Source organism: Gallionella capsiferriformans ES-2 (assembly GCF_000145255.1).
Classification (GTDB): Bacteria; Pseudomonadota; Gammaproteobacteria; order Burkholderiales; family Gallionellaceae; genus Gallionella; species Gallionella capsiferriformans.
Window position 1 is genome coordinate 3,111,367 of sequence record NC_014394.1, and the last position, 26,290, is coordinate 3,137,656.

At 50.4% G+C, this 26,290-nt stretch carries 23 protein-coding genes; 15 read left to right on the plus strand and 8 right to left on the minus strand.

What is annotated here, in order from left to right:
- Window positions 1-157: 157 nt before the first annotated feature.
- The 9 genes from GALF_RS14455 to ubiB all read left to right on the plus strand — a co-directional run bounded on the left by GALF_RS14455 (window position 158) and on the right by ubiB (window position 5,373).
- Window positions 158-424 carry a YlcI/YnfO family protein gene (locus GALF_RS14455; protein WP_013294793.1) on the plus strand — a complete coding sequence of 89 codons (267 nt, stop codon included), beginning with the start codon at window positions 158-160 and terminating at the stop codon, window positions 422-424.
- Complete coding sequence (locus GALF_RS14460) at window positions 421-726, plus strand: type II toxin-antitoxin system RelE/ParE family toxin (RefSeq protein ID WP_013294794.1); 306 nt, start codon at window positions 421-423, stop codon at window positions 724-726. Before GALF_RS14455 ends, GALF_RS14460 begins: the two co-directional genes overlap by 4 nt.
- Before the next feature lie 38 nt (window positions 727-764).
- The gene (locus GALF_RS14465; RefSeq protein WP_013294795.1) at window positions 765-1,106 is read left to right on the plus strand and encodes a zinc ribbon domain-containing protein YjdM; all 342 of its coding nucleotides are present in this window, start codon (window positions 765-767) and stop codon (window positions 1,104-1,106) included.
- A 53-nt stretch (window positions 1,107-1,159) separates the two neighbouring features.
- The gene (locus GALF_RS16050; RefSeq protein WP_263053276.1) at window positions 1,160-1,294 is read left to right on the plus strand and encodes a hypothetical protein; all 135 of its coding nucleotides are present in this window, start codon (window positions 1,160-1,162) and stop codon (window positions 1,292-1,294) included.
- A complete protein-coding gene (locus tag GALF_RS14475; RefSeq protein WP_013294797.1) occupies window positions 1,291-1,902 on the plus strand; it encodes an RluA family pseudouridine synthase in 612 nt (203 codons plus the stop codon). Before GALF_RS16050 ends, GALF_RS14475 begins: the two co-directional genes overlap by 4 nt.
- 35 nt (window positions 1,903-1,937) lie before the next feature.
- Entirely contained in the window at window positions 1,938-2,309 is a 372-nt protein-coding gene (locus tag GALF_RS14480; protein ID WP_013294798.1) for a hypothetical protein, read from the plus strand.
- A gap of 124 nt (window positions 2,310-2,433) precedes the next feature.
- Complete coding sequence (locus GALF_RS14485) at window positions 2,434-3,279, plus strand: Tim44 domain-containing protein (RefSeq protein ID WP_013294799.1); 846 nt, start codon at window positions 2,434-2,436, stop codon at window positions 3,277-3,279.
- A gap of 2 nt (window positions 3,280-3,281) precedes the next feature.
- A complete protein-coding gene (locus GALF_RS14490) occupies window positions 3,282-3,851 on the plus strand; it encodes a ubiquinone biosynthesis accessory factor UbiJ (RefSeq protein WP_013294800.1) in 570 nt (189 codons plus the stop codon).
- 7 nt (window positions 3,852-3,858) lie between these two features.
- On the plus strand, window positions 3,859-5,373 hold the full coding sequence (gene ubiB, locus GALF_RS14495; protein ID WP_013294801.1) for a ubiquinone biosynthesis regulatory protein kinase UbiB: 1,515 nt from the start codon (window positions 3,859-3,861) through the stop codon (window positions 5,371-5,373).
- 12 nt (window positions 5,374-5,385) lie between these two features.
- Here ubiB and GALF_RS14500 read toward each other — a convergent pair whose 3' ends face one another.
- The 5 genes from GALF_RS14500 to GALF_RS14520 all read right to left on the minus strand — a co-directional run bounded on the left by GALF_RS14500 (window position 5,386) and on the right by GALF_RS14520 (window position 11,672).
- Window positions 5,386-6,531 (minus strand): THUMP domain-containing class I SAM-dependent RNA methyltransferase, encoded by a 1,146-nt coding sequence (locus GALF_RS14500; RefSeq protein WP_013294802.1) that lies wholly within the window; start codon window positions 6,529-6,531, stop codon window positions 5,386-5,388.
- 1 nt (window position 6,532) lies between these two features.
- Window positions 6,533-6,946 carry a CopD family protein gene (locus GALF_RS14505; RefSeq protein ID WP_013294803.1) on the minus strand — a complete coding sequence of 138 codons (414 nt, stop codon included), beginning with the start codon at window positions 6,944-6,946 and terminating at the stop codon, window positions 6,533-6,535.
- A gap of 136 nt (window positions 6,947-7,082) precedes the next feature.
- Complete coding sequence (locus GALF_RS14510; protein ID WP_013294804.1) at window positions 7,083-7,847, minus strand: ParA family protein; 765 nt, start codon at window positions 7,845-7,847, stop codon at window positions 7,083-7,085.
- Between the two features lie 384 nt (window positions 7,848-8,231).
- Window positions 8,232-9,353, minus strand: a complete 1,122-nt coding sequence (locus GALF_RS14515; RefSeq protein ID WP_013294805.1) for an ATP-binding protein — start codon at window positions 9,351-9,353, stop codon at window positions 8,232-8,234.
- A 429-nt stretch (window positions 9,354-9,782) separates the two neighbouring features.
- Window positions 9,783-11,672 carry an AAA family ATPase gene (locus GALF_RS14520; protein ID WP_013294806.1) on the minus strand — a complete coding sequence of 630 codons (1,890 nt, stop codon included), beginning with the start codon at window positions 11,670-11,672 and terminating at the stop codon, window positions 9,783-9,785.
- A 926-nt stretch (window positions 11,673-12,598) separates the two neighbouring features.
- Here GALF_RS14520 and GALF_RS14525 point away from each other — a divergent pair.
- From GALF_RS14525 to GALF_RS14550, 6 genes are all read left to right on the plus strand, one after another.
- Window positions 12,599-13,495 (plus strand): TnsA endonuclease N-terminal domain-containing protein, encoded by an 897-nt coding sequence (locus GALF_RS14525; protein ID WP_013294807.1) that lies wholly within the window; start codon window positions 12,599-12,601, stop codon window positions 13,493-13,495.
- Window positions 13,486-15,729, plus strand: coding sequence for a transposase (locus tag GALF_RS14530; protein WP_013294808.1), 2,244 nt, complete (start codon window positions 13,486-13,488; stop codon window positions 15,727-15,729). The genes GALF_RS14525 and GALF_RS14530 overlap by 10 nt, the downstream gene beginning before the upstream one ends.
- Window positions 15,722-17,014: an AAA family ATPase gene (locus GALF_RS14535; protein ID WP_013294809.1), complete on the plus strand. Its 1,293-nt coding sequence runs from the start codon at window positions 15,722-15,724 to the stop codon at window positions 17,012-17,014. The genes GALF_RS14530 and GALF_RS14535 overlap by 8 nt, the downstream gene beginning before the upstream one ends.
- Window positions 17,015-17,082: 68 nt before the next feature.
- Window positions 17,083-19,431 (plus strand): EcoAI/FtnUII family type I restriction enzme subunit R, encoded by a 2,349-nt coding sequence (hsdR, locus tag GALF_RS14540; RefSeq protein WP_013294810.1) that lies wholly within the window; start codon window positions 17,083-17,085, stop codon window positions 19,429-19,431.
- A 50-nt stretch (window positions 19,432-19,481) separates the two neighbouring features.
- The gene (locus GALF_RS14545) at window positions 19,482-20,957 is read left to right on the plus strand and encodes a type I restriction-modification system subunit M (RefSeq protein ID WP_013294811.1); all 1,476 of its coding nucleotides are present in this window, start codon (window positions 19,482-19,484) and stop codon (window positions 20,955-20,957) included.
- Window positions 20,954-22,675 (plus strand): restriction endonuclease subunit S, encoded by a 1,722-nt coding sequence (locus GALF_RS14550; protein ID WP_013294812.1) that lies wholly within the window; start codon window positions 20,954-20,956, stop codon window positions 22,673-22,675. Before GALF_RS14545 ends, GALF_RS14550 begins: the two co-directional genes overlap by 4 nt.
- A gap of 16 nt (window positions 22,676-22,691) precedes the next feature.
- Here GALF_RS14550 and GALF_RS14555 read toward each other — a convergent pair whose 3' ends face one another.
- From GALF_RS14555 to GALF_RS14565, 3 genes are read right to left on the minus strand one after another with little or no spacing between them, the layout of a single operon-like run.
- On the minus strand, window positions 22,692-24,089 hold the full coding sequence (locus GALF_RS14555) for a TniQ family protein (protein ID WP_013294813.1): 1,398 nt from the start codon (window positions 24,087-24,089) through the stop codon (window positions 22,692-22,694).
- A complete protein-coding gene (locus tag GALF_RS14560; RefSeq protein WP_041938111.1) occupies window positions 24,083-24,454 on the minus strand; it encodes a helix-turn-helix domain-containing protein in 372 nt (123 codons plus the stop codon). The genes GALF_RS14555 and GALF_RS14560 overlap by 7 nt, the downstream gene beginning before the upstream one ends.
- A 60-nt stretch (window positions 24,455-24,514) precedes the next feature.
- Window positions 24,515-26,287 carry a TnsD family Tn7-like transposition protein gene (locus GALF_RS14565; RefSeq protein ID WP_013294815.1) on the minus strand — a complete coding sequence of 591 codons (1,773 nt, stop codon included), beginning with the start codon at window positions 26,285-26,287 and terminating at the stop codon, window positions 24,515-24,517.
- Window positions 26,288-26,290: the final 3 nt, after the last annotated feature.

Below are 26,290 nucleotides of genomic sequence, written 5' to 3' on the forward strand. Positions count from 1 at the left end.
ACAGGATTGAGGATTGAGTAAGCGTAGCCCGGATGGGATGGAATGGAATCCGGGATTCCCACCGGATTTCGCTGCGCGGCATCCATGCTACGACACTTGCAAATTCCTCCTATTTTGAAGATAATTTGCATCACATTTGCAATGCACGAAGCCACCCATGAAAACCGCCACTATGCCTGCGCTGCGCGTAGAACCTGAGTTGCGACTAGCCGCCGAAAATATTTTGCGCCCCGGCGAGACACTTTCCGCTTTCGTCGAAGACTCATTGCGTCGCAATGTCGAGTATCGACGCACGCAAAAAGAATTCATTGCGCGCGGTTTGGCATCACGCGATGCGGCCAAAGTGTCTGGTGTCTATTTCTCAGCGAAAGAAGTGTTACATGAGCTGGACGACATCCTTGCCAAAACGAAGTCGGACGCGTGAACTACAAGGTTCGCTACACATCGGGGGCCAGTGAGGATTTGCGCAGATTGTTCACCTTTCTGGCCGAACGGGATCATCCAACAGCGACACGGGCACGCAAAACGATTGCGGCAAGCATGAAACTATTGGAAGAATTTCCTTTCACCTGCCGCAAGGCGGAGGATGACAACGGAAATGCATTTTTGCGCGAATTATTGATTCCATTTGGCAGTGCAGGCTACATCGTTTTGTTTGAAATCGAAGACCAAAGTACAGTGACCATACTTGCAGCGCGACATCAACGCGAAGACGACTACCATTAACGATTCTATTTTTATTACTTTCAATGACAGGAAATACCATGAGCGGTTTACCAAAATGTCCACAATGCGGATCTGAATTCACCTACGACGATGGCAGCCAGTACGTCTGCCCGGAATGCGCGCATGAATGGTCGAAAGAGGCCGCAGCAGAGGCTGGTGAGCAAACTAAAGTATTCAAGGATGCATTCGGCAATGTGCTGGTCGATGGCGACTCCGTCACGGTCATCAAAGACCTGAAAATTAAGGGCTCGTCGTCCGTCGTCAAGGTCGGCACCAAGGTCAAGAACATTCGTCTGGTCGACGGTGACCACGACATCGACTGCAAGATCGACGGTATCGGCGCGATGCAGTTAAAAACCGAATTCGTGAAAAAAGCTTAACGCCGATGAGTTCTTGGGGGTGCCCGCATGAAATCAAGGGGATCTGCACGCGCGTGAACAACCTTCCATGCGATTTAGGGATGAAGGGCTGTGTGCTGTTCGGGCGTTTCCGCTTTGCCGATCCGACTAAAAACCGGCCGAAAAAAGTGCCTGCCCCGATACCTGCACCCGATGACGACAAGGCATGATAGCCCCCCTCTACCGCGACGACTGGCTGCTGGTCGTCAACAAGCCCGCCGGATTGCTGTCGGTACCGGGGCGCGGTGAAGACAAACAGGACTGCCTGTCCTCACGTGTACAGGAAAAATTTCCCGATGCGCTGATCGTGCACAGGCTGGATATGGCAACGTCCGGTTTACTGGTTTTTGCGCGCGGCATCGAGATGCAGCGCCAGTTGTCCGCGATGTTTCATAACCGTGAAGTCAGCAAGCGTTATGTGGCGATTGTGGCGGGAAAACTGCAACCCGATGAGGGCGAGATCAATCTGTCGATAGGCGCTGACTGGAATGAACGCCCGCTGCGCAAAATCGATGAAGCGACAGGAAAACCCTCGCTGACGCGCTATCGGGTGCTGTCGCGTGAGGCCGATACCACCCGGGTGGAACTCGAACCCGTGACAGGCCGCACGCATCAGTTACGCGTTCACATGAGGGCGATCGGCCATCCTATTTTGGGTGACGCCCTGTACGGGGAGGTGGCGAGCGCACCCCGCCTGCTGCTGCACGCACAATCCCTCAGTTTTGTTCATCCTGTCAGCAAGGTATCGGCCAGTTTTGTCTGCCCCGCGCCATTCTGACTATAATGCAGGCTAATTTTTCAGCAGGAAACGCTATGCCCACCTCCAATAAAGCTCTGCTCTTCGGACTGATTTTTATCGCTGTCGCCCTCGCCGGCTTCGCCGCCTACCTATGGATCGCACTGCACTGGAGCTATTCAGAAGGAGAGCGCGCAGGCTTTATGCAAAAACTCTCGCACAAGGGCTGGCTGTGCAAGACCTGGGAAGGCGAACTGTCATTAGTCGCGCTCCCCGGTGCAGCCCCCGAAAAATTCTATTTCTCGGTACGCGACGAGGCCATTGCACAGCAAATCAATGCGGCAGTTGGCCAGCGCACAGCACTCACCTACGAACAGCACAAAGGATTACCAACTTCCTGTTTTGGCGAAACGGAATATTTCGTTACAGCCGTCAAGGTCGTCAAATGAGGAATGTTCATCGCATAATGAACTTATCCTGAATCACGTTGCCTCACGGCACGCAACCTTTGGCAACCACAGCGTTGCTGTTATACTTCGCCCCGCTTTGTATCAATCGACGAATGAGGATTACATGAAAAAATTTTGGATGCTGTTGACGATCGCTTTAACCTGCTTGAGTTTGTTTGCCGCAACCGCAGAAGCTAAACGCTTTGGCGGCGGCAGTAGTTCCGGCAAACAACGCACCATGGCACCACAACAAACGCAAAAAGCACCAGCAGCCGCGCCTGCACCGGCAGCGCCCGCATCAACCGGCAACAAGTGGATGGGCCCGCTCGCAGGTCTCGCAATCGGCGCAGGATTGGGCGCCATGTTCGCAGGCGGCATGGGCGGCTTAGGCGGTGCGATGAGCGGCATTCTGATGGCGCTGCTCGCCGGTGCTGCGGTGATGTTCGCAATCGCCATGTTCCGCAAAAAACAGCAACCGGCCATGCAGTCCATGCAATACGCCGGCGCCGGCGCACCGTATCAGGAACCCGTACAACCGCACTATGCAGGCAGTAGCTCGGCCGCGATTGCCTCACCTGCAACAGGTCACATCCCTGCCGACTTCCCTGTCGAGAGCTTCTTGCGCAGTGCAAAGACCTCGTTCATCCGTCTGCAAGCTGCGAATGACCGCAAGGATCTGAACGATATCCGCGAATACACGACACCGGAAATGTTCGCAGAAATCTCCATGCAAATGCACGAACGCGACAATACGCCGCAAACGACCAATGTGATTGCGATCAACGGCGAATTGCTGGAAGTGGCCAACGAAGGCGACTGGGCGATTGCCAGCGTACGCTTTACCGGTCAACTGAGCGAAAACAACGGCACTGCGGAAAACGTCGATGAAATCTGGCACGTTCAGAAGAACCTGAAAGACGACAAAGCGGTTTGGCTGCTCTCGGGCATCCAGCAAACCACACTGCACTGAGCATGATCACCCGGCTCTCTGTGTCAGCATTGAATCACTTGCTCGCGCAGAACAGCTGGGCTTATGCAAGGCTGATGCGGTTTTCCGGCAAGACGGCGCGATTTGAAATCGCGCCGTTCTCGTTTGCATATACCGTGTTGCCTGACGGCTCACTGACAGAGGCAAATGAAACCGACGGCACGGATGCAGTCTGTATCATCGCACCCTCGCTGCTGCCGCGTCTGGCACTACACGACGAACTCGCACACGCCGACATCCAAAGCTCCGGCGATGCCGCGTTGTTATCCGAAATTTTCTATCTGAGCCGCAACCTCTACTGGGATGCGGCTGAGGACTTAAGCCAGCTCACCGGCGACATCGCGGCTGAACGCATCGTGCAATTCGTTCAGAACAGAACCCTCGGTGCGTCCGCACTCAATCTCGCACAAGCTGCGGCCGAGTACTTCACCGAAGAGCAGCCGTTAATCGCCAAACCGCAGCAGCTGAGTACGTTCATGCAACAGGTGGATACACTGCGCGACGATATGGCCAGACTGGAACAGCGCATTAGGCGTCTGTCGAACAAGGATTAGACGACTCATGCGCTTTTTTCGCCTCCTTAAAATCATCTTTGTCGTCTTAAGCTTCGGACTGGACGAATTCATGCTGGCGCATCACCGCATGCGCTGGTTACAAACGCCGCTCAACCTGCTGTTGTTCATGCGCGATATCAGTCAGCCGCGTGCGGTTCGCCTGAGACTGGCGCTCGAGAAACTCGGTCCTATTTTCGTCAAATTCGGCCAAATGCTCTCAACGCGCCGCGATTTGATGCCGACGGATCTTGCCGACGAGCTGGCCAAATTGCAGGATCAGGTGCCGCCCTTTTCTTCGCAACTTGCCGTATCGCTGCTGGAAACCACTTACAAACGCCCGTTGCAGGACGTGTTTAAAAGCTTCGAGCAGACACCGGTCGCCAGCGCTTCGGTAGCCCAAGTGCACTTCGGCGTGTTGCACGACGGCCGCGAAGTCGCGGTCAAAATTTTGCGCCCCGGCATTGCACTGACCATCGCGCACGACATCGCGCTGATTAAAGTCGCTGCCGACCTGATCGAATGGCTGTGGGCGGACGGACGCCGCCTCAAACCTCGCCGCGTGATCGAAGAATTCGAAAAGCATCTGTCAGACGAGCTTGATCTCACGCGGGAAGCGGCCAACGGCAGCCAGTTGCGGCGCAACTTTGCCGATTCAGGACTGCTGCTGGTGCCGGAAATGTTCTGGGATTACTGCACCAATGACGTGATGGTGATGGAACGCATGTATGGCATGCCAATCAGTCAGGTCGATAATTTGCGCGCAGCGGGCGTTGATATTCCTAAACTGGCTGCCAACGGCGTTGAGATTTTCTACACGCAGGTCTTTCGCGACGGATTTTTTCACGCGGACATGCATCCAGGTAACGTGCAGGTGGCAAAAGACGGCCGTTACATAGCGCTGGACTTTGGCATCATGGGCACGCTGACCGATATCGACAAAAATTATCTGGCACAAAATTTCATCGCATTTTTCCAGCGCGATTACAAACGCGTGGCCGAAGTGCACATCGAATCGGGCTGGGCGCCGGCTAATACGCGGGTGGATGAACTCGAATCCGCAATCCGCGCCGTGTGCGAACCCATCTTCGACCGGCCGCTACGCGAAGTGTCTTTCGGCCGTGTGCTGCTGCGCCTGTTCCAGACCTCCCGTCGCTTCGGCATCGAGATTCAGCCGCAACTGGTACTGCTGCAAAAGACGCTGCTCAACATCGAAGGGCTGGGATTGCAGCTCGATCCTGAGCTCGATTTATGGAAGACCGCCAAACCCTGGCTGGAACGCTGGATGAGTGAACAGGTAGGCTGGCGCGGCTTTATCAGGGCCGTGAAAGCGGAAGCGCCGCGCTATGCCACGCTCTTGCCGCACCTGCCCCGCCTGCTGCATCAGCGCCTGAACGAAACTCCTTTCCCGTATGCGGAGCGCGCCGTGCTGATGCTATTGAAACAGCAACAGCGCCGCAACACGCTACTGACGATTATCGTCGGTATTTTGCTGCTGCAAACGCTGTGGATACTGCTGGGCTAATTTAGCCGGCACTCATTTTGCAGGGCGGTTGCTGCCCGATACGATCTTGTATTCCAGCAAACGGCACTCGATCGCACCGTTGAACAGCGGCGTGCGCTTAGACGGCGACAGGCGCATCAGTTTCAATATCGCCTTGTCAGCGGTGAACAGATAGGCCGTCCAGCCGCCGAATTTACGCTTGAGGGTATCCCCTAACTTCGGATAGAGTTCTGCCAGCTCATCGAGCTCGCCCATACGCTCGCCGTAAGGCAGATTCGCCACCATGATGCCGTGCTCAGCGGGAGCCGAGATTTCCAGAATGTTCGCCTGATTGAGCTCCACACAGTCTGACAAGCCGGCATCGCTCAGATTGCGCCAGGCTGTTTTCATCGCATCGCCGTACATATCGCTGCCGTAAATTTCCAGCGGTTTAGGGGGCACCTGCGCCGCAATCGCCGCCTGTTTCATCGCCTGCCAGACAGGCTTATCGAAATTGAGCAGCTTTTCAAACGCAAAACTGCGCGCAATGCCGGGCTGAATATTCAGCGACATCTGCACCGCCTCAATCAAAAAAGTCCCGCTGCCGCACATCGGATCAAGCAGCGGCGTGCCCGGCGTCCAGCCTGACAAACGCAGTATGCCCGCAGCGAGATTTTCCCTGATCGGCGCGATATTGGTGTTCTGACGCACACCGCGCTTAAAGAGCGGATCGCCGGACGTATCCAGATACAGCATCAGTTTCTCATCTTCGAGGAACACATGGATACGCACATCAGGCGTCAAAGTATCGACGCTGGGACGCTCGTCGCAGTGCGCGCGAAAACGGTCGCACACCGCATCCTTGACCAGCAGGGTGATGAACTCCAGACTTTTGAGTGCACAGCGGATCGCGGTGGTGTTGACCCGGATGGTATGGGTGACGTTAAACCAGCGCTGCCATTGCAGATCGAAAACCGCCTTGTAAATATCCTGCTCGGTGCGATACCAGCCTTCCTTGACGCGCCACAACACGCGGCTGGCAACGCGATTTTCCAGATTAACGCGATAGCACAGCGCCCAGTCACCGGAAAAATGCACGCCGCCTTCGGTCGCGCGCACGTTCTGCCCACCCATTTCGACTAAATCATTAAACAGTACGGTTTCAAGGCCGCGCGGGCAGGGAGCGAAAAAATCAGTCATTTTAGAAAGGCTTTACGGTAACGAGGATGACCACGGCGGTCAGAATGAGGACAGGAACTTCATTGAACCAGCGATAAAATACGTGGCTCCGGTGGTCCTGATCGAGTGCGAAGCGCTTAACTAGCACCCCGCAGTAATGATGATAGGCATACAGCAGCACGATGAGCGCCATCTTGGCGTGCATCCAGGCACCGCCAATGCCCTCACCCAGCCATAACCACAATCCGGAAGCTATCGCGAGCCAGGCAATCGGCGTCACAAAGCGGTAGAGTTTACCTTCCATCAATTTCAGGCGCGCAATATCGGCAGGATCGGTCGCCATCGCGTGGTTGACAAAAATACGCGGCAGATAGAATAACCCGGCGAACCAGGATACGACCATGATGATGTGAAACGCTTTGATCCAGAGATACATGATAAACAACCGGTTAACGAGCAATGGGCGAATTATACGGCTAGCGCCCGTCACGCGCATCAGTGAATCCACGCATTGTCGGGTATTGTTTTATATTTCGAGACAAACTTTAAACAATACCCGGATTATTTAGCAATCAGACAAAAAAATCGGTGTCCCAAAGCTCTTGCGTCAGCGCCCGATAGTCGAGGGCTCCGGGGCTTTTCGGCGCATATTCGAAGATATCTTGGCCATGCATCGGACTCGTAGCCAGCCCCACCGTCTCGCTGATGCGTGTATTGCAGACAACATCGCCGAATTTTGCTTTAAGCTTATCGTAAATCTCAAAAGACAATTTGCGGCGCGAATCGAAACGCGTCACCACAATGCGTCTGGCGATCTTGCGCTTGAGTTTGGTTTCCAGCACGTTCAACGCACTGTCAAGACGATGCACGCCCTGCAGTGATAGGAAATCGGCCGATACCGGGATCAGAACACGATCCGAGGCCAGCAGCGCATTCAACGTCAACACGCCGAGCATAGGGCAGCAATCGATCATAATCGGGGCACCCGTCAGCGCCAAATCCTCGTTGAGGCCGCGCTTGAGCAGATTTGCCGCCTGTGGATCGCCGCCCAGCAAGGCATCAATTTTAGCCAGTTCCAGCACGGCAGGAATGGCCTGCCAGCCGCGTGGCGTATCCCGCAACAGACTGGCAAGCGGCGTTTTATGTTTAAAAAAACCCGCCATGCTTTTGTCCGGACTGACATTCTTGATGCCGCTGGCCAGCGTCAAATGGCCTTGCGGATCCAGATCGAGTGCAACGGGACACAGCTCCGCGATACTCAGCGCAGCCGTGACATTCAGACAGGTGGTGGTTTTACCCACGCCACCCTTTTGATTAAATACGGCGATTACCGCCATGCATTTTTCCTCTACAGGTCTTTATCTACTCAATTGCTTCTCATCCCCGCAGCATACGGAGAGAAAAATAGACTGGCAGAGCAGCATTGACCCGATGTAAGTTCACATTCGTAATGGCTCGCACTATGCCAGCGATTACCGCCATTCATTCCGTTAAATAGAGGCTGAAATCAGTCCCAGTTAAAATGAGACCAGCGACCCGAATCAGTATATCGGCGTAAAAAATTGTGCTGGTGCCAGGCGCTGATTATACCGACCGACAGCATGAACTGTCAGGCAGCATTTCGCGGCGCACCGAAGTTGTACTTCAAACTTGAGCGCGTATAACAAAGAGCGGTTAACTGAAAAATACCCTGTATTTTGAGGAATACCCAGTTTTTCAATTTACACGACGGCATTGACGCTGCCAGCTTCTCCTTCATCTGCACAATTTTCCCGTTGCGTGATGGGTAGCCAAACTCGAAATGTCGTTCCTTTGCCGCGCTCGCTATGGACTTCTAACCTGCCGTGGTGCTTTTGGATAATGCCATAGGATAACGACAATCCCAATCCGGTTCCTTTTCCGACGGGCTTGGTCGTAAAAAAGGGATCAAAAATTTTGTTGATATGTTCAGGCGGAATACCTTGCCCCGTATCGGCGATTTCCACCCACACCTCGTCTTTTAATTGCCCGCTGCTTATCGTAATGGTGCCGTGCGATTCAATCGCATGCGATGCATTCACCAACAGGTTCATAAAAACCTGATTAATCTGGGAAGACAAGCATTCCACGTCTGGAATAATGCCGTATTCCTTCACGACTTCCGCTTTGTACTTAATCTCATTTTTGACAATGTTCAATGTGCTATCCATACCGTGGTGCAGGTTGGTTGCATGCCAGACTTCTGAGATATCAACATGGGCGAAATCTTTCAGATTTTGCACAATATCCTTTACCCGGGTAATCCCTTCTTTCGACTCACTCATTAAAGATTTCAGGTCTTCTTTGAGAAAAACAATATCAACTTTTTCCTTTTTGGCTTTAATTCTTTCCAGAATATCGGGTGCGGTTATAGCAACTTCAGTTTGCTCATAGACATCAATCAGTTCAAACGTATCCTGAACATATTTCTCAAGTGAACTCAAATTTGAATACACGTAACCTATCGGATTGTTAATTTCATGAGCAACCCCGGCAGCCAGTTGACCTATGGAAGCCAGCTTATCCGATTGCATCAGATGATTTTGTGCCTCTTCCAGTTTTTTGATGAGTAAGAGCTGATCTTCCTTTTCCTTTTGCAGCGCCAATTCTGTTTGTTTGTGCTCAGCCAATTCTGTGCGAAGACCATCATTGGCTTCATTTAATTCCGCAGACATTAATTTGAGCGAGCGTTCAATGATCCGCGCATCGGAATCGAATCGAGTGTAAGCCTCGTCAATTGCAGATAAAAATGCCGCCAACTCAGGAGACTGAATTGCGGACTCCCCAAGAAAACGTTTGATCTGGCGCTCCAGAAGTCGATGCATGACTTACCTTTTAGACTGAAAGCTATGGCTTTTCTGGCATTACGTATGCCCTGCAAAAAGCATGAAACCACCTCTTCAACTTACGACTTTAATTGCGCGGAATAGTTGTATTCCGCGCAATTAAAGTCGTAAATTCGAAGCACTGTACTACAAGACGTACAGGGTGCTCAATTTTTAGGATTTTTTTGTAAAGTCGTAAATTACGCTTCAAAAACACGCGGCCTAAGAATTTGTTGCCCAACACTCACGCTGAACTGCTCCAAATGTAGCACATTCCTGAAAGCTAAAATACCCACATTTCTGCCCATCGACAGTCCGCTTCCAGCACCATAGCTGATATTAACCTTGTCTTTACATGGAATTCAGGTATCGAGACAGAACGGAAATTGGAATTTCTACAAAGCTGTCGCAGCCCTTCCTGATGAGTGATTAGATGCTATTTGTCGAGGATATTACATCTTCCAGCCTCGTGAATATCAACTGAAAATTCGAGAAGTCAAAATCTTTGGAAAATTCTGGATCATTCTCAATCAAATCAGAGAATACAGCCTTAGAGTGAATCCAATTTAATGCACCGACGTTTTCATCAAAGATTTTTTTTGTGTTTTCAATGGATAACTTTGGCTCATTCCGTTGGAAGAGAGTCCTGTCATTTTTATTTGCGCCACATTGCTCAAATCCAACTTCGTTGTCAAAATATAGCCTCTTCCCGGCTTTTTCTTTCTTAATGTCGCTGTCTTTGTAAAAAAATTCAATTGAAATATTGGTGTAATTTTCACGTCCAGAAGGAACAGGTAGGCAAAATGCAAATACATTGTTTCCATAGGCCTTATATGTCCGTTCATCCTTTTCTATATCCGAAACTATATTTGCAACATCACGATCAAAGATACCGATTATTTTTCTAGACTGAGCTACCTTCGATAGCTGCTCCAATAGCAATTTCAACTTTGAATCCCCCCAGTCACCAGGGATATCGAAGAACTCGATATCACAGCCTTGGATGTTCAGTTGTGTTTTTGCTGACCTTAAATGTTGTATGTCCGTCTTTCCTTCAGTTATAACAAGAGGCACTGTCCCACTATTGAGCTTTTCCTCTAGTGAGCGATATAACACCTTGAACCTCTCATTTTCGCCAATCATCATTTGATAGACTTCAGCATAAAGCTCATTTGTGGTCGGGTCTTTAGAAATCCCGAAAGTTTCAAGATCAATTATTCTTGCACGATCTGGTGCAACTTCTGCCAGACCCATGCTTAAAAAAGGTGAATGTGAACTGACAATGAATTGTACGTTTGGAAATAGTGAGAACAGCAGTGGAAGTACTTCTTTTTGAAGCTTGATATGTAAATGCTTATCAACTTCATCAATAATGACAATTCCGGAGATCGCGTTAAATTGAATATTATTGGTATTATTATCGGCCTGTCTAATTAACTCGCCAAACATGCATAACATGGATGACTCGCCGGATGAAATATTAAAAATTGATGGGTATATTTGTTCAGGAACCGATTGGTTTTTCACTACCTGTATTCGAGCAGAACCTGATCCACGCTGACCAATTCCGAATCTCAATGTTCCTAACCCCTTAGAAATAATTGTGTTGGTCAGTATTGCATTTAGGTTATTGAATAATATTTCACTATGCGAATCTTTATAAAGACTTAAGTCAAGCACAACATCCATGATCCAATTTGCGAGTTGAGGCAATCCAGATATTACTTCAATGGGATTTTTCAGCCTCCCTGAAAATCGGCTCGTCTTAGCAAAATCCAGCTCCACTTTGTAAGAATCGTTAAGATAACCAGGTGCCTCATATCGGTATGACGGAAAATATGTCAGGACATTTGATGCAAAGATTGCTTCAGCTTTTTTTTGGTCAAGGTTTGAAGATATTTTCTTTGCAAATCCAACTCTATCAATCTGCTCTTTCAGTTCATGGAATTGAATTTTATTACTTGGCAATTCGAAAGCGTTGTATTCAGTCTCTGTTAATGCTCCTCTTGCATTGGCGTAGTCGATATACTCGCCAGCCGATGTTTTAAATCTTAAATATGAGAGCGATGATTTAGTACCGTCAAGGTTTTCAATACTGGACGAAATTCGATAAAAATCATTCTCTTTTCCCTTATATCCTCCTTGAAAAAATGGCCTTGCCATCTCATGAAAGGCATCAACAATGTGCGAGAGAACTGTTGTTTTTCCTCGCCCATTTACGGCGGTCAAAACTGCGATTTCATTCTCTTCAAAACATAATTCGAGCTTATCGAATGGCGCGCGGTTATAAAATGCTGCACTGCTCAAGTAGATTTTCATGGTTCATTTAATGTTTTAGGTTATTGAGCGTGACAAGCCAGCGAGCCTAACTTTATTGTCGTAAGCATACACCCTGAACTACTTGTCGGGTGCCTTTGGAGGGTTGACCCAATGGCTGCTGATGGCACCTACCGGCAGTACGCGAGCCAGTTTTATTATTCACTGACCATCTGCTTGACTGAGTGTAGCTGACGTTCAGCTATTTGCACCCCCTCACTCTTCCAAAACCGACATCCCTTACTGCGTTCCATACGCGGAACTATCGAGATAAAAAATACCGCCGTGAATAAGCCACATTTGATACCTTAAACTAACCAGCCCCTCTTGACCAATACTAGTCCAGAACCTACGTTAAATTTAGGTACCATTCAAGGGATAAATTCTGTTTTTGGCAGCTAAAGTATAAAATATATTTTATACTTTATATTCAAAGTGTTGAATAAATTCCGCCCTTGCTATCTGCATTCTAGTTAAGTACCATAACAAGCAATAAAACGACCTAATCTGCCCCTTTATAATTGCCTGTCAAACTCACGCATGACACTTCCATCGGCCAGACAAGACGAACGAACTGATCTGTCCGTTGGAAAGATGCTGCGATCAGGAGATGAACTTTTCATAGTTTAGGTTCGTGAAGGCATCAACTAAATTAAGTGGCTATGCAACGCTTTGGCCAAATTAGCAAAAGTCCACCAACTATCACTAAAGAGGAGAACAACAATTGAACAGTTAATTACTTATAAATAAAAAACGCACAGCTGGCAGGCTGCGCGTTTTTACATTCATAAATCTGGGGGAACCCAGACTTGACTACTTGCAGGTCAAAGTCTACGAGCATCTTCGATGCTCGTCAATCCCCCATTTTTAATTTTTGACAGCCGCATTTTGCGGCGCGGGACTGATCGTCCCTAAAAATGGAGATTCACATGCGCACTACTAAACGATTTACCCCAACCGTCCTAGCCCGTTTCTTCAAGATTGGCCGTGGCACAGGAACTTTTGAGAACTATATACCTTGGCATCGTGTGGGTCGCAGCGACCCTTCCAGCTGCGGACGTTCTCATCTGCAGATGTGGCATGGTAGACAAAGGGAACTTTTAAGCGATGGGGAGTGGGTAGGCCTGTTTTTTGCAGTTTCAATGAAAAACTTGGTCGATCTTACGGAGCAGTTCCCACTATCCCTCGAAGATGGTCAGCACGAAATGGCTGCACATCGTGCTGACACGCCTCCATCCCGCCATCCTGGAACTTTAGAAATTGCAAAACGCCTCGGATATAAGCACCCTAAAACAAATGAGAAAGGTCTGTCATCTGAATGGGTCATGACAACCGATTTTATTTTGGTATTACGAACACCAGCCAATAAGCTAGAACTATTAGCTGTGGCATTTAAACCTAGCGCCGATTTGAAAAAAAAGCGGACAAAAGAGCTCTTGAATATTGAACGAGAATATTGGCTGGCACGGGGCGTGACCTGGCTACTCATAACACCGGAATTATTTGATCAACGTGTCGCCCTCCGTTTGAGAGACACGATGCCTTGGGCGTTAGGCGGTGTAGTCCCAGAAAGGGACCTCAGCATCGCAAACGCTGTAACACATGAGCTTCAGGGGCATTCACTGACCTATATTCTGGAGCAGCTTACTGCGCGGTTTGGCGATGATGATCATGCCAAGCGCACTTTTTGGCAATCGGTCTGGTGCGGGAAAATTCCTTTAGATCTACGTCGAGGATGGCGCCCCCATCTCCCTGTCACGCTACTTTCAGCCGCTGAATTCTTATCATTAAATCCCATCGCAGGCAGGAGGTCATCATGGATCTGATGCATAACGCCGTCTTCAAAATTTTGGCTGGCGAGAATGCCGGTTTATATCGCGTTGTGCTGGATGAAATTCAGCGCGGGCAGACGATCATCGTTCGACTTGACCCTTCACTTGCTGAAAATCAAGCTCGCCGCGGTCGCAAAGCACTCACCTCAACGAAAAACACACGCAAAAAACCACCAGCACCCCTGGTCGGTAGATTGATTTGCGCGGATCGCGCTGAGCTTCAAGAGTTGGATGAAAAGAAATTACTTGTGCACATTCAGGTTGAGATCGAATCATTTTTGCTTTCACCAACTGATGAGGAACAATTTAAGAGGCGATGCGAAATCATGAAAGCGTTTCTTGATTTTGATAATCTGCGTGAACAAATTCTCATCTGCAAAGATATAAGTGGCCTCGTTAATGAAGCTGTCACCAATTCTGGTGTCAGCAAACCGCTTGTTTATAAATTATTTTCTGCGCTTTGCAGGTTTGGATTCCACGAGTCTAGCCTCCGCCCACGTCGAGATCGATGTGGCGCCAAAGGTATTGCCAGACCATGCGATCCGGGTGGCCGCCAAAAAGCAGGTGCCAAGACCACCAAGCAGCGTGTTGCCAGAGCATACGGCGAAATTATTCCACCTCAACAGCCGGGCCTGAGCGCCGAGTGGCGGAGCCTAATTATGACTGCCGACAGGAAAATCGCAACGCCAAAACCCAACATGCCGGCGCGAATTAATCTCATTATTGCTAGCTCATTTGTCAAAAAATACAGGCAGGATGGCAACAAATTCGTTGCGATTGATCCCAAACTTGGTGAGTATCCAAATAATCGCCAAATTCGTCGTGTCTTAGAAACAGAAGTTTCAAAACTGCAACGACTGCTGGAAAAAACAACAAAAGGCCACTTCGCGCGCAGCAAGAGAGGACTCGCGGGTAAAAATTGGCAGGGCGTGGCGGGGCCGGGGCACACGTGGGCTATTGATTCAACGATAGGTGATATGTATCTGCGTTCGTCGGTAAACCGCGCCTGGATCATTGGTCGCCCTATTGTGTACATTATTGTTGATGTATGGTCGACAGCGATAGTCGGTTTTTACGTATGTTTGACCGGCCCTAGCTGGGATACTGCCAAGGTCAGTCTGTTTTGCTCTGCGGCTCCACCCGAACTTCTCGGTGAGCTCTGGGGGTATCAACCAATGATGTCACTCAGCCCTTCACCAACGATGTGTGCCGTGCTCATGTGCGACAGAGGCGAATATTTATCTAAGAGAGCCAGCATCACAGGGGCAAAGCTGATTCCTTGCCTCAGCTATGCCCCTCCCTATCGTCCCGACCTAAAGGGGCTAGTTGAAGTATTGCACCGCATAGAAAAAGATCGTCAATTCTTGTTTGTACCAGGGGCAATCGATATGCGCCGCAAGGAATTTGATCTGCGGAAGTTCAACCCCAATGAGGCGGTACTCACCGTCCGTGATTACACACAATATCTCTATACCATTTTTTCCGAATATAACCTGACAGCGGATCGAACTCACCGAGTGGATGCTCACATGAAAGCGGCAGGCGTTTTCCCAAGCCCTGCAGGCCTATGGCGCTGGGGGCATGAGATGGGAATCGGCGTACGTCGCGACATACCGCTGTCGGAACTCATCACAAACTTACTTCCCTCTGAACAGGCCCGTGTGACGCGTAGCGGTGTGATGTTCGCCGGCAGACAATATGGCTCAGACGTTGTCGACGAACAACAGTGGACGGGCTATGCCAGAAATTTTGGTGGCTGGGATATTGGCACTAATCACTTCCCGGGATCTGTTTCTAAAATATGGGTGCCTAATCCGACCGCCAATGGCCTGCTAGATCTCAATATTTCAGACTACTCAACGGCATCGCCGGAATTAACTTTTGACGAGGTCGCCGATGCATTTATGTACGGTAAGATAAGCAATGCAGAAGTGCAACACGCCAAAACACTTTATGCCTTACAGTCGTTACGCAAGGTCGAGGAAATCGTTACAAGTGCAAAAATTCTAACGGACGAGGCGCTTGCGCGCTACAGCGGTGCCAAACCGACCATGACTGAATCTCGTACCTTTGAAACCTCCACCACTCAACACACGCCAACATCGGCGCCTGCGTCTGAGGCCGAATCAGCATCGAACTCCAACAACGATGAGGCGAATGCAGCCTATATGGAGATGATGAGCTCCGTTTTTTCTGCGATGAACGGCATGGAGGATCCAAATGTCTGATTCAAGTTCATTTGATCCCTACGCGGGTAATATTCTGACGCAAGGCTTGGGTCCTATTTTGTCCCGGCAACAAGCCTTAGCCAAGCTGACGTATTTACCACCATTCCCCCCTCGCAATATCAGTAATGTGCCGAAGCACATCAGGATGCATCTACTGATGACCTTGCGTGATTTTCATATACCCTCTATGGAGGGTGGACGACTCGTAGAAACCATTGATTTGATGATCCGACCGAGTTACCGCTACCGCGATCCAAAATCTGCTCAAACTTGGGGAATGATAGGCGGAGAACCTCTGCTTCACAAAACCCCCAGAGCACCAGCGGCAGCAGCAGCTGTCGTGGGGCATTCTGGATCAGGCAAAACTGAAGCCATATTACGAGGATTAAACCTCTACCCTCAACAGGTCATAACCCACAACACATTCCCACATTTCGTCGGCAAACATCAGCAAGTTGTGTGGCAATCTATTGATGTTCCCGCCAGTGGTCGTGCGTCAGATCTGGCTGCAAACTTAATGATTGCTTGGGATGAGACGATAGCCAAACATTTCCCTCCTGGTACCCCTCCGCGATTTGAAGCGGCTCTTGCCAAGGAACGGCGCGAAGGATCAAAAATGCTGGATGAGTGGCAACAAGTCGCAAGCAGCCATTTTTTAGGACTGCTTCATTTGGATGAAGTACAAAATTTCTTCCGCTTGCAAAGCCTCGAGAAACGAAAAAAACGAACCAATGAAACAGGAGGATTGGAATTAAGCATCATTGAGGACCTGTGCCTCAAGAGGATTCTAACACTGACCAATACCTGCCAGATGGCTGTGCTGCTCTCGGGCACTCCAGATGGAATCGGGGCATTAAACAAGCGGCTAAGCAATACTGAACGCGTTGTATCCTCGGGTTATCATCCGTTTCCTATTTTTGAAAATGCAGAAAGTACGTCGTTCTACAAGGTATTTTTGGTGCCACTCGGCAATTATCAATTCGTGCAAAAGCGTCTGGAAGTAAACTCCGAATTTGCCGCACTGATCATCGAGCTTACTGGAGGCGTTCCACGAATCATCATCGCGCTGTGGATTGCCGCCCATCGAATCGCGTTTGAAAGAGAGGAGGACGACTTAAGGACTGACGACTTCATTCGCGCAGCAGCCACTTATTTGGCTCCCATTGCCCCTGCCATTGCAGCACTGCGCAGTAAGGATCCAAAGCGTATGTCCAGATATGAGGATCTCATTGCGCTTGATGATGGCTTTTTTGAAACATTTTGGTCTACGGTTGGATCTCTCTGATTAGATTACGATGACCTTAAAAACTGGTAGCATGCACGATGCTCGAATGATCTGGATATTCCCGCCCTATGACTGACAAAAAAAGCCTCTCCGAACGCGACATCTGCACTAAATACATAACCCCCGCTGTCATTCAGGCCGGTTGGGATTTGTTCACTCAGATTCGTGAGGAAGTCAGTTTTACCAAGGGGCGCATCATCGTGCGCGGCAAGTTGCATACACGGGGCGAACTCAAGCGCGCCGACTACATCCTTTACTACAAATCCAATATTCCGCTGGCCGTCATCGAGGCGAAGGACAACAGCCACGGCGTTGGCTCCGGCATGCAGCAGGCGCTGAACTATGCCGAGACGCTGGCCGTGCCATTCGTGTTCAGTTCCAACGGTAATGGTTTTTTGTTTCACGATCGCACAGGATTGGCGGATCAAACCGAGCGCGAATTAAGGCTGGACGAGTTCCCATCTCCCGCCGAGCTGTGGCAACGCTATTGCTTATGGAAGGGCATTGCGACCGAGCAGGCGCTCAAAACGGTTGAAATGCCGTATTACGATGATGGTTTGGGTCGTGCGCCGCGCTACTATCAGGCGAATGCCATTAACAACACGATCGAAGCTGTGGCCCGTGAGCAGCAACGCATTCTGCTGGTCATGGCGACCGGTACCGGCAAAACCTATACCGCGTTTCAGATCATTTGGCGACTGTGGAAGTCGGGTACCAAGAAACGCATCCTGTTTTTGGCCGACCGCAACATTCTGGTCGATCAGACCAAGAACAATGACTTCAAGCCGCTTGGCGCGGCGATGACCAAGATCAGCAAACGTGAGATCGACAAGAGCTACGAGATTTATCTGTCCTTGTATCAGGCGGTCACCGGCAGCGAAGAAGATCAGAATATCTACAAGCAGTTCTCGCCGGACTTCTTCGATCTGATCGTAATCGACGAGTGCCATCGCGGCAGCGCATCCGAGGACTCTGCCTGGCGCGTGATTCTCGACTATTTTTCCTCTGCTACCCACATCGGACTGACCGCTACGCCTAAGGAAACTCGTGATGTTTCCAGTATTTATTACTTCGGCGAACCGGTTTTCAGCTACACGCTGAAGCAAGGTATCGACGACGGATTTCTGGCGCCCTATAAAGTGGTGCGTATCGACATCGACAAGGATCTGCAAGGCTGGCGTCCGAATAAAGGTCAGGCCGACAAGAACGGCCTGATGATTGAAGACCGGATTTATAACCAGATCGACATGGATCGCACGCTGGTGCTGGAAAAGCGTACCGAATTGGTCGCCCGTAAAATCACCGAGTATCTGACGGCGACCGACCCCTATGCCAAGACCATCGTGTTCTGTGATGACATCGATCACGCCGAACGCATGCGTCAGGCGCTGGTCAATCTCAATCCTGAACGGGTGAAGGAAAGCCGCAAATATGTGATGCGCATTACCGGCGATGAGATCGAGGGCAAGGCTGAGCTGGATAACTTTATCAATCCGGAAGAACGCTATCCGGTGATCGCCACGACATCCAAGCTGATGACGACCGGTGTCGATGCGCAAACTTGCAAGCTGGTGGTACTGGATCAGCATATCAAGTCGATGACCGAATTCAAGCAGATGATCGGTCGCGGCACCCGCATCAACGAGGACTACGACAAATACTGGTTCACCATCATGGATTTCAAGAAGGCGACCGAACTGTTCGCCGACGAGGCGTTCGATGGCCCGCCGATTGTGATTTATGAACCGGAACCGGATCAGCCGCCCGTACCACCCGAAGAACCACCAGCTGGGGATGATAGCGAAGCTGGTGCGCCGAATGATACGGGTGGAGGCACGATCACCGAGCCGGGTACTGGCCGCGTGAAATATGTAATCGGCGACGTCACGGTGTATGTGTTGTCTGAACGCGTGCAATATCTCAGTGCCGATGGCAAGCTGATTACCGAATCGCTCAAGGATTACACCCGCAGCACTGTGCGCCGCGATTATTCGTCGCTGAATGATTTTCTGTTGAGCTGGAACAAAGCAGACCGCAAAGCCGCGATTCTGAAAGAGCTGGAAGAACACGGCCTGCTTCTGGAGCCGCTGGCGGATGAGGTCGGCAAGGATTTCGATGCCTTCGATCTGATCTGTCACGTCGCTTTCGACCAGCCGCCATTGACGCGCCGTGAACGCGCAGAACAAGTCAAGAAACGCAATTACTTTACCAAATACGGCGAGCAGGCACGCCGCGTTCTGGAAACCCTGCTGGAAAAATATGCTGATACCGGCATACAAAATATCGAAGACATCAAAATCCTCACGCTCGACCCGTTCAAAAATATGGGTACAGCCAGTGAGCTGGTGTCAGCCTTTGGTGGCAAACCCGCCTATATGGCAGCCCTTCATGAGCTGGAAGAACATCTCTACGCCTGATTTAAAACTAAACGCACGCGACAAGAGCGCAAGATAACACATTGTAAATTATGAGTATTTCTTCGACTATTAAATCCATTCAAGACATCATGCGCAAAGACGTGGGTGTCGATGGCGACGCACAGCGTTTGAGCCAGCTGGTCTGGATGCTGTTTCTGAAAATCTTCGATGACCGTGAAAGCGAGTGGGAGCTGTTGCAGGACAATTACCAGTCGCCTCTGCCTGAAGCCTATCGCTGGCGCAACTGGGCGGCCAACCCTGAGGGCATGACCGGCGAGGCGCTCAAGCAGTTTTTGGATAACGAGATGTTTCCTGCCTTGCAGCAACTGGAAGCCCGTGGCGGCGATCAGCGTGCCTATGTGATTCGTTCGGTGTTTGAGGGCGCCTATAACTACATGAAGTCCGGTCAGCTGATCCGTCAGGTAGTTAACAAGATTCAGGAGGGCGTGGATTTCAACAAGGCGCAGGAGCGTCATCTGTTCGGCGATATGTACGAACAGTTGCTGCGCGACTTGCAGGCGGCGGGTAATGCAGGTGAGTTTTACACACCGCGCGCCGTCACCGAATTCATGGTGCGCATGACCAATCCGCGTTTGGGTGAAAAGGTGATGGATCCGGCCTGCGGCACTGGCGGTTTTCTGTCCTGCTCGATTGAGCATATCCGCCGTCAGGATGTGAAAACGGTGGACGATGAAGCTGCATTGCAGGCCAGCATCTTCGGTATCGAGAAGAAGCCGATGCCGCATTTGCTGTGTACCACCAACATGATCCTGCACGGCATCGATGTGCCGAGCAATATCCGCCACGACAACACACTGGCACGCCCGCTGATCAGCTGGACGCCGAAAGAGCGTGTCGATGTGGTCGTCACCAATCCGCCGTTCGGTGGCATGGAAGAGGACGGCATCGAAACCAACTTCCCGGCAGCCTTTCGTACCCGTGAAACTGCCGACCTGTTTCTGGTACTGATCATGCAGTTGCTCAAAGCCGGTGGTCGTGCAGCTCTCGTTCTGCCGGATGGTTTTCTGTTCGGCGAAGGCATCAAGACCCGCATTAAGGAAAAGCTGCTGGAAGAGTGCAATTTGCACACCATCGTGCGTCTGCCCAATGGCGTGTTCGCGCCCTACACCGGCATCAAGACCAATCTACTGTTTTTCAGCAAGGGTGCGCCGACGCAGCACATCTGGTTCTATGAGCATCCGTATCCGGCAGGCGTGAAGAGCTACAACAAAACCAAACCGATGAAAATCGAGGAATTTGATGTTGAGGCGGCATGGTGGGGTGTGGAATCCGATGGTTTTGCGCATCGCGTCGAAAATGAACAGGCGTGGAAAGTCAGTCTGGACGATATCAAGGCACGCAATTACAACCTAGATTGCAAGAACCCGCATGTGGGCGAGCAGGAAATTCACGATCCTGATGTGTTGCTGGCGCAGTACGCCGCCATGCAGTCTGACATCGCCGCATTGCGTAACCAGTTGAAAACCATACTGGGAGAGGCGCTGAATCGCGAGGTGCAGGCATGAGTGCCATTCAGCAACTGTTGACCGATCATATCGATATCTGGACGGCAGCGGAGACTGAGAAGAAATCGGGTCGTGGTCGTGCGTCCGGCAATGCGGGCAGCGTGTATGGCATCAAGAAACTGCGTGAGCTGATTCTGGAACTGGCGGTACGCGGCAAGTTGGTGCCGCAGGATGTGAATGACGAACCCGCCAGCGAACTGCTCAAACGCATACAGGCGGAAAAGGCGAAGCTGATTGCCGAAGGTAATATTAAGAAAGATAAACCGCTGGCGGCGATAACTGAAGATGAAAAGCCGTTTGAGCTGCCTAAGGGGTGGGAGTGGGTTCGATTCGCTGACCTTGTTAATGTGCTGAATGGGCGAGCATATAAAAAAGAAGAGTTGATTGACGCAGGAACCCCAGTACTTCGGGTCGGTAATTTATTTACTTCTGAGCATTGGTATTACTCAGATCTTATTTTGGAAGAGGATAAATACTGTAATAAGGGTGACTTATTGTTTGCATGGTCAGCATCGTTTGGGCCGTTTATTTGGGATGGTGACAAGGCGATATATCACTATCACATATGGAAGCTTGATTTGTACGGTGGCGATCTTCTTTACAAGCGTTATCTTTATACTTTTCTACTTGAGCAGACACAGAAAATAAAGGCAGCTGGTCATGGTGTGATGATGATACACATGACCAAAGAAAAGATGGAAAAGATTGTTGTGTATTTGCCGCCTCTGGCCGAGCAGCACCGAATCGCCGCGAAAGTTGATGAGTTGATGGCGCTGTGCGACCAGTTGGAAAATCAGCACAGCAACGCCGCCGACGCGCACGAAAAACTGGTGAGCCACCTGCTCGGCACGCTCACACAGTCGCAAAGCGCAGAAGACTTTAGCGCCAACTGGCAGCGCATCGCTGCGTATTTCGATACGCTGTTCACAACGGACGCCAGCATCGACGCGCTCAAGCAAACCCTGCTGCAATTGGCTGTGATGGGCAAACTCGTCCCGCAAGATGTAAACGAAGAACCCGCCAGCGAACTGCTCAAACGCATTCATGCTGAAAAGGTCAAGCTGATTGCCGAAGGTAAGATGAAGAAAGACAAGCCTTTGCCGCCGATTACGGATGATGAAAAACCGTTCGAGCTGCCAAATACGTGGCAGTGGGTAAAGCTGCAAGAGGTTTTCGATGTTAGAGATGGGACGCACGATACTCCAAAATATTGTGATATTGGTTTCCCGCTTATAACAAGTAAAAACATTTCAACTGGAATTCTCGACTTCTCTGATATTAAATATATTTCTGAAGCGGATCATTTGAAAATAAAAGATAGGTCAGCTGTTAAGAGAGGCGATATTTTATTTGCAATGATTGGGAGCATAGGTAACCCCGTTATTGTAAATATCGATACTGATTTTAGTATTAAGAACATGGCGTTGTTTAAGCCATATTCAAACAATATCTGTGATATGAATTACCTGCTGAAATATTTACTTATTGCAGCGGTTGCTATGCGCGAGCAATCTACAGGTGCTGTGCAGTCTTTTGTATCACTAGGAATAATACGTAATTACTTGTACGCAATGCCGCCATTAGCCGAGCAGCACCGCATTATCGCCAAGGTCGATGAGTTGATGGGGTTGTGCGATCAATTGAAATCCCGCATCACGGATGCCAGCCGATTGCAGCAGAAGCTGGCTGATGTGCTGGTCGAGCAAGCTGTGGCGTGAGATGGCTATTTCAACGCTAAGCTAGGCATGCTTCTTCGGCTCTTGCGCGAAGCTCCTGCGCCCGAAGCTGTTCAGGACGAAGTCTTGGACTGAACTTAGTGGCCACCGGGCCCGTAGCCGAACTTGCTTCGCCCGGCGTAAGTTGCCTGGCACGGCGAACCCCCGTCCCCCGCCCTACTGGCCGCTGCATGGCTTGAAGGGCGCGAGTCAAATCACATCCGGCATTGCGGATCAACTCTTCCATCGCCGCTACGCTGATATTTCCCTTTTCAGTACTAGCTTGTACCGATTGCTTATCAACATAAAACGCTAACGCTGCCCTGAATATCGTCTGTTTAGCCAGATTAGGAAGCCCGACGGCCGCCAGCTTGAACGTAATGGTCGGGGTGCTGACCGACAAGCTTGCCGCAATGATAGGATAATTCCCCCGCCCTTGAATATACGCCTCAAGTAATTCATCACGAGTGAATTGAGGTGACGGTTGACGAGTCCTTGTAATCATAACAGATGATGATGACTCTAGCGCATTCAAGGCCATATCCACGGATTCATATAGAACTGCTAAGGCTAGGACATAGACACTGGTAGAAGATGCGGAAGTCTTCAAATGCAGCACCCCATCCATCTGGCTCAGATAGCTCCCTTCAGGCTTATCCGCAAGTGCGGGCAACACCGTGGCCAACCATTTCCGCCCAAAAGCATGAATAACGTCATCACTTAAAAGAGGAGATTTAACTTTGCCACCATGTGTCTGATAACCACGCTCAGATGCCTTCTCCTTCAAAACTTCTGACACATATTTCACGTCATAGGGTTTCCGCGTATCCAATAGGTTGCAACAAATCTCGTTGTAACGCTGTATCGCCTTATTGTTAAACGCCTGTTTTACCCATTTCTCATCAACAGTTACGCAATGCGGGAACTGCGCAGCTGGCGACAACAGAAAGGCAGACTCATGCTTGGTATATTTTAGCGGTGTTGCATGCTTCGAACACCACAGCATTCCTGGTATCTGATGTTCCCGCCGCCAATAGCTCTGCCCATGAAATCCCTGATCTTCATGTACACACTCTGCACAAAAATATGCCCCTGTTCTGGCCAACTGCATACCCGTTGTCCACAGCATAGAGCGCTGTTGCTCACCTCCATGTGGCAAATCAGGATGGTATGACGTAATCCCGCGCCGAAATGGAAGTGTTGTATGCTGTTTCACGAACATGGACAGTTCACTACCCGCGACTTTGCTGAGCAACTCCAAGCACGATACTTCTCGCCGAGTTTTATCGGCGACACCGGCCCAAATGCCCATTAATGTCACGGCATCTTTTTCAGTGGCCTTTCCATTTTCCCGCATCACGCGCCCCAGATAGCCTCGATCCAATTCTTCTGGATAGGGAGAAGGTCTGATCAGCATCCGCCCTCCCCTACCGGCGTTGTCGGCATTGAATCTCGCGGCGATCCCAGTACGGCAAGCGACCTGATCACAGCAGACAGGGCTTTCGCATGTGAGGCTGATCCATCCCAAGTCATTTTCAACGCACCAATCAACTCCTCATTGGCACGAACGGCATCATCCGTCACACCACCCTCAAAATGCTCCACATACAGACAGACTTCCTCAAAGAGCCTTGATGCCCGAAGTCCCTGCGCTTTCAGAATGCGGCTAACCTGAGGCTGGCTGGCACCAACGGCCTCAGCAATTTCTGCCTGCGTGATGCCGTGCAACCGGCATGTATGGGCTGCACGCATTGCGCGTGATTTTAAATCTGGAGTTATCATGCATTAAGAATATCACAATGAATAAATGCATATCAAGCGTAAAAAAATATAGCCCGAACTTCAGGTCAATAAGTCATCTGCTTGCGATTTGGCTGACCGCCGATTCAGTGCGCGCTCAATGACCCGCTGTGTCAGTGGCAACCGATCCAACACCGAGAGCTTGGCTTTTAGCTCCGGCACTTGCTGATAGAGCTGCCATAACTGGATAGCAGATCGCCCATTTGTCGAACTGATAGCCAGCGCCGCCGCCTCCACCGCCCCGCTAAGTGCAATATCGCGCTGATCCCAATCAATTCTCGCACCACCTACCGAGGGATTACTCACGCCACGTATAGGTAGATTTTGCTGTAACCAGGGCCGGTCATTACGGTAGAGCCAGGCATAGACAGCGGGATTCAGGCTACGGAGCAGTTTGATTCCAATATTCCCATGCTCTGCCATCAGCACGCGCCATCCCTTTCGCGCTTTTTCTCTCTCATGCCCCTGCCGACATTGTTTCCATGCCTCATGCAGACCGATCTCACTGCGCAACACCTGAGTAACCGTGACGATTGAGATACCATAGGTTTTAGCGGCCTCAGCCTTATCCATACCGCCACGAAGGCTTGCGATCAGTAATGCTCGGATCTCTTCCTTCAAAATCTTAGGTCGCCTCGATACTTTGATGCCACATTTTGCAGCCCAGACCATGACGGTTGCTGTATCCACCCCTAGCTGCTGTGCAGTGGCACGCGCCGACTTCCCCTCCGTTTTCATTAACTGGATTAGCTTGACACTAAGCTCGGCAAATTTATCGCCTTCATTCATGCAGGCGTTTTCAGACTTTGTATCATCAGCCGCAGGGGCCAAATCTCGGGGCAATGCTCGATACAAACGAAGGAGTGAGTCCGCATCACCAAACAGCCAATCAATAATTAAAATGTGCCGGAGAGGATGCGCCCCACTACGCATAGGCCGCAGCAGTCGGCCAATTTGCGCCATTGATTCCTGAATAGTTGCGGGAAATGCGCCCAACTCAGGAATCAAACGAGTCTGCCGTGCATATTCCAGAAAGTTGGCCGCGATGATTGAGAGACGAAGACTTCCGCCCTCCGTCACCCAGCCTCGTTGCGTTAATTCTGCACGGTAGGCGCGATACAGATAATCGGGCTCAAGCTCACAAGGGCGTGTTCCAGCAACCAGCTCAATTGCTGTTTTAGCCAGAGAGGACAAACTTGTTAGCATTGCCTCTGTCGGATGGCTAATTTCTGACGGCAACTCACGCAGTGAATCAAGACAGGGAAGATGCCACAAGAATCGATCAACCCCGGTAGATTTGAGTAGTGATTCCCGTAAAGGAATGCCGTGGGTATTGCACCACCATACCCCGGGATATTGGTGCTGCAAGTGCCAGTATGCCCAGCCATGTTCCTGGACATCCATCGCCATACATGCGGTACAGGCTTTGAGGGGATGATGCGCGCGAAACCGGCTGGTCAGCAACCCTAGCCGAAATTTCAAATGTGCAACACTATTGCCGGACAATGCCAGTACGGCCTCTTGCTCATCTCCGGGCGATAAAAATCTACCGTAGTATCTGAGCAGGGTTCGCTCGCGCGCAATTGCCTCGGCAGTTCCAAGTTGATTAGCAGTTCTTTCAGAAAAAATGCCAAGGCCATTTGGCAAGTCGTGATGAATTCCGGCCTGCCGCGAGCCAAAGAGCAACTGGCTCGTCCGCCAATCTGCATCATGCCCCCACAAGCGATGATTTCGACTGACCCAGCTGAAAAATGTCTCATCAGGCAGCCAGTTAAGCAACGGTGACGATTCGAAAAGCTGACCGGGACTATTCAACTT